The 4,220-nt window shown below is 61.1% G+C and carries 7 protein-coding genes and 1 pseudogene; 2 read left to right on the plus strand and 6 right to left on the minus strand.

The genetic code is table 11. The features are described from left to right. Positions 1-424, plus strand: a pseudogene (locus tag FE851_RS25740) (conjugal transfer protein TraA); the annotation flags it as partial. A 557-nt stretch (positions 425-981) separates the two neighbouring features. Here the strand turns inward: FE851_RS25740 and FE851_RS25745 are convergent. The 6 genes from FE851_RS25745 to FE851_RS25770 all read right to left on the minus strand — a co-directional run bounded on the left by FE851_RS25745 (position 982) and on the right by FE851_RS25770 (position 3,667). Continuing rightward, a complete protein-coding gene (locus tag FE851_RS25745) occupies positions 982-1,584 on the minus strand; it encodes a helix-turn-helix domain-containing protein (protein ID WP_164546221.1) in 603 nt (200 codons plus the stop codon). A 589-nt stretch (positions 1,585-2,173) separates the two neighbouring features. Further along, a complete protein-coding gene (locus FE851_RS25750; protein ID WP_145206925.1) occupies positions 2,174-2,353 on the minus strand; it encodes a transcriptional regulator in 180 nt (59 codons plus the stop codon). Positions 2,354-2,355: 2 nt separating this feature from the next. Beyond that, complete coding sequence (locus FE851_RS25755) at positions 2,356-2,634, minus strand: BrnA antitoxin family protein (RefSeq protein WP_029547671.1); 279 nt, start codon at positions 2,632-2,634, stop codon at positions 2,356-2,358. Continuing rightward, positions 2,618-2,896, minus strand: coding sequence for a BrnT family toxin (locus FE851_RS25760; RefSeq protein WP_010337273.1), 279 nt, complete (start codon positions 2,894-2,896; stop codon positions 2,618-2,620). Before FE851_RS25760 ends, FE851_RS25755 begins: the two co-directional genes overlap by 17 nt. Before the next feature lie 65 nt (positions 2,897-2,961). Next, a complete protein-coding gene (locus FE851_RS25765; RefSeq protein ID WP_066769916.1) occupies positions 2,962-3,399 on the minus strand; it encodes a hypothetical protein in 438 nt (145 codons plus the stop codon). After that, positions 3,392-3,667: a hypothetical protein gene (locus tag FE851_RS25770; RefSeq protein ID WP_010337271.1), complete on the minus strand. Its 276-nt coding sequence runs from the start codon at positions 3,665-3,667 to the stop codon at positions 3,392-3,394. Before FE851_RS25770 ends, FE851_RS25765 begins: the two co-directional genes overlap by 8 nt. A gap of 318 nt (positions 3,668-3,985) precedes the next feature. On the opposite strand from FE851_RS25770, the gene FE851_RS25775 reads away from it, so the two are divergent. Then, positions 3,986-4,220 (plus strand): MobA/MobL family protein (locus FE851_RS25775; RefSeq protein WP_186378994.1); only part of this gene is annotated, 235 nt, incomplete at its 3' end.

The raw sequence follows: 4,220 nt of genomic DNA on the forward strand, positions 1-4,220 counted from the left end.
TGCGGGGCAGCGCATATCGGGCAGACTCCATGCGTTCGCGGCGACCTTGAGCGGCGCGGTCGATCGCGATCGGCGCGATGCCGCCGAGGCGCAGCGTCAGGCGCAGCTTGCCGCCGAGCGCGCCCGTGAGCAGGCACAGGAGCGCCAGCAGGCGCAGGAACGGGAAAAGGTGGCGGAGAAGTTCAGGACCATAGCCGGGAAGCGCGAGGCGGGCGCCCACGGCTATGGCGACCATAACAGCGACTGGAAGGCGACCCCGGAGGCGCTCCGCAAGGCGGTGGATGCCTATAACGGGGCGAACCAGCACACCAAGGATCTCTACATCGAGCAGATCCAGCGCGAACCCCAAATGGCGCGGGCGGTGGGGCAGTTGCTCCACGAGCGCGAGCTGGTCCTGCAACGGGATCGCGGCATGAGCCTGTGAGGGTGACGGAAAACCCTGAAATCGGGGTTTTCGTGCGGACTTCCAATGCGTCAGGGTTTTTCGTGCAGCCAGATCGCAGCGGCGGCGTGGTCGCGACTGGGGCGGTCAGCCATGCGCTGGTTCAGGTGAAACCCGCCGCCCTCATGCCTCATCGCCTCTAGGGCTGTTGCCCTGGCGGCTGAACAGACGGGACCAGAATCCACGCTGGGGGACGGGTTGAGGGGCGGCACGTTGATCGGTCAAAGCGAGTGTCGCACGTTGCGCTTGTTCCCGCCAAGCGTCCCGGTCGGCCTCGGCAGTTGCGGCCCTCCGTTCGGCGGCTTCAAGCTGTGCCCGTAGCACAGCCGTTTCCACCGTTTCCTTTGGAGTTTCCAATCGTTCATATTCAACGGTTTCTGGCTGTTTCCGTGGAAACGCGCGGAACAGTTCGGCGGGGTCTATTTGGTATCCCGCAGGGGTTTTGTCAGCATAGCTTAGCTTACCTGATTTCAGGGCTTTGCTAATAGTTCCCTTGGCAACACCAGCAGCCTTTGCGGCTTCTCCTAGACTTAGATAGGTCACGAATCTTCACCCGTTTCCAATCGTTCAAATGGTGGTGTTTCCGGGGTTTCCATATACTGCGCGGGCAAGTCAGGTTCCATCCCCGGAAGTGATGGTTCAGACGGGGGCGGAAGGCCCGGACCGCTTGGCAACTGACGCTCTCCCGGGAACAGGTTCGGCAGGCGATGGAGCGCCGGTTGTGCGCCCAGTTCATCACGATCCGGCTGTTCATCATCTGCAATCAGCACAGCCGCTGAGAACAAGCTGTAGCGAATGCCATCACGCTTGCCGCTCCATGCGACCCGATCATTGATGATATAAGCGCAGGCTGTCCCGGTTGGGCCGATCTGGCGGACTTCGATCCACCCTTGTTCGCGAAGTATGGACAAAGCCCGCTTAAGGGTGGGGAGTGAGCAATGGGCTGCCTTTGCCAATGTCGTTTGGCTGGTCACAATGGCATTATGCCGTCCCATTTGAGCCACCAGCACATGAAGCACCGATGACGCACGGGGGTTGGCGATGGCCAGTTGCGCCCATCTCTCATGAGCGGCGCGATCAGTCTGCACCCATGTCCCGCCCGGTGCGGTGGTCAAACCCAGTTGCTTTGACTCTTGCGACATTGGCACTCCCCAGTCCCACAGACTGATCAATTTGATCCAGCGTGAGCTACCCCTAGCTCATCTATGATCCAAATCAGAACGTCATTGAATGAAATTCAAAACCGACGTGCCGAAAACGTGTTGCAATTTCAATCATAAATTTTCGAATTTTGTTCGAACCTAGCTCATAGCTGGTGAGCTAGGGGTAGCTCATAGCTGGTGAGCTACCCCCCCCCGCTAAGTTGATGATTATAAATGGTTTTTATTTAATCCCTTCTATGATCTTATGATTACCCCCTGAAAGGGGGCTGCGAGTTATCCATGCCCCGCCATAGCGCTATCCAAAAGCTGGCGGCGGCGGGGGGTGGGTAACTCGCTAATCAGGCCGCCTACGGCGGTGATGATGAGTGCCGCTAGTCGCGGCACGCGTTAGGCGCATGACGGACAGGAATCCGCATCCCTTCCACGTCGCACACGCTGCAAGGTCGCAATTGGCTATCAGGGGGTGTGCAGGAGGCGATTCCGGCCCATAGAGCGCAGGGAGGCGTTGGGGGGTAGGTTTCGCCATCCAAGGGCTTGGCGGTGCCCTGACGGGCACCAGAGGGTAAAATCAGGGGTTTTCGGTTCCGCGCAGATGGCAAGGCGGACATTCGCCCTCGCCTGCCGTGCCCCAGCTATCGAGCCAGCGGGCCACTTCCTCGCCGGTCAGATGCAGCCCGGTTTCCTGATATTCGGCCCATGAGGCGACGGCTTCGGCCTTGAAGCTTTCGCGGGCTTCCACGTGGCCCACGATCAGATTTGTCCCGTCGCCACAAGCTGGCCGAGCAGGGCGTTTACACGGGTTTGCCATCCGGGGCCGCTGTCGCGCAGATGCTCCACCGTCTTTGCATCCAAGCGGATTTTCACCTCGACCTTGGGAGCATCCAGCTTGGGCCGCCCGCGCTTGCGGCCCATCTTGGCGTCAACCCAGTCAACACCATGGACCTCACGCGCCGGACGCATACCCTGCATGAACTCCTCGGATAGCGGAGCATCTTCGCTGTGAATTTCGGGATCAAACTTGGGACGCATAGTAGAACCTCACCTCGTGTTTCTCCGCTCTGCGGAGGCTGATGGCGCGTATTGCATCGTCCGTTGAACCATCGGCATAGGCCAAAAAATAGAGGCGGTCGCCGATGAAGCCGATGGATACGAAGCGAACTTCGCCATAGTCGAACCGTGTGTCTTCACGGTCGAGCGATGTTGTAAAATCGAAGTCCGCCGCAGCCTGCAATGATACGCCGTGCTTGGCGAGATTAGCCTCGTCCTTGGCCGGATCGAACTCGACTTCCATAGCAATCTCGTACACCCATTAAATGTTAAGAGCAAGAATTTACGTACACCCGATAATGAACTGGCCTATTGCGCCTGCAAGGGCACCCAATCGCCCTTGCAGCGTTGAGTTTTGGCGTCCCATCGTGCGGTGCAGCCGTATAGCCGCTGTTCAATCTTGGGTTCCTTCGCCCACTGGTAGGCGAGGGCCGCGGCGAAGATCAGGCCCAGCCCGATCATGGCCGCGTAGAGCCATCCCTTCAGATGCTCCCACCCGATGGCTGCGCTGACGCGCTGAAGCTGCGTAGCGGCCCGCAGGAGTTCGTTGAGCGCGTTCTGCGTCTGCTGCCCCGCTTCGGCGCGCTGGCGGGCGTCATGCTCGATCTGGCGGGACAGGGCGGCGACCTGCTGGGCGACCCCTTCGGCCCCGGCCTTCCGCATGGCGTCGAGCAGGATGCGATAGTCCGCGCCGGGATCGGAGGGAGGGGGCGCGTCGAACTCGGCAGGGTCGAAGGGATCAGGCATCGGCAGGGCCTCCCTTGAAGGTCCAGCCCTCGAACGCCTTGCGGTCCTGATCGCGGCTGATGCGGTTCATCAGGTCATTGAGGCGGGATTCCCATGCGGGGTCTTTCATGGCGGCATCGAGGAGCAGGCCGCCGAGGATGATCTTGCGGCGCGCATCGGCCTTGCGGTTCATGGTGGCGGCGCGGGCTTCCAGTGCCTGCAACCGGGCCTTGGCCTGCTGGACCTTGCGACGTGCGGTTTCGATAGCCTCTGGCGTGGGAGCGGCCATGGTCAATCCTTTCGCTGCGCGATATTGATAGCACCGGACCCGACCGAACGAAAGAGAGGAAGGGCGCACTTATGCAAACTTGCGTTTGCGTGCGTCAGGNCTGGACCTTGCGACGTGCGGTTTCGATAGCCTCTGGCGTGGGAGCGGCCATGGTCAATCCTTTCGCTGCGCGATATTGATAGCACCGGACCCGACCGAACGAAAGAGAGGAAGGGCGCACTTATGCAAACTTGCGTCTGCGTGCGTCAGGGGATACCCCTGAACCCCAGCGCGCTATCGCCCGCGCCATGCTCCCGCATGGCTAGTAAGGGCGCGGCGATGGCGAGCTTCCATCTTGCGGTTAAGACGATCAGCCGTTCCGCCGGTCGCAGTGCGACGGCGGCAGCGGCTTATCGTGCGGGCGTCGAAATCACGGACGAGCGAACCGGCCTCGTCCACGATTACACCCGCAAGCAAGGCGTCGAGCATAACGCGCTTGTTGTGCCCGCCGACGCCCCGGCGTGGGCCAACAACCGGGCCGCGCTCTGGAACGCCGCCGAGCAGGCCGAGACGC

Source organism: Sphingobium sp. B2 (assembly GCF_007693735.1).
In the GTDB taxonomy this organism is placed as follows: Bacteria; Pseudomonadota; Alphaproteobacteria; order Sphingomonadales; family Sphingomonadaceae; genus Sphingobium; species Sphingobium xenophagum.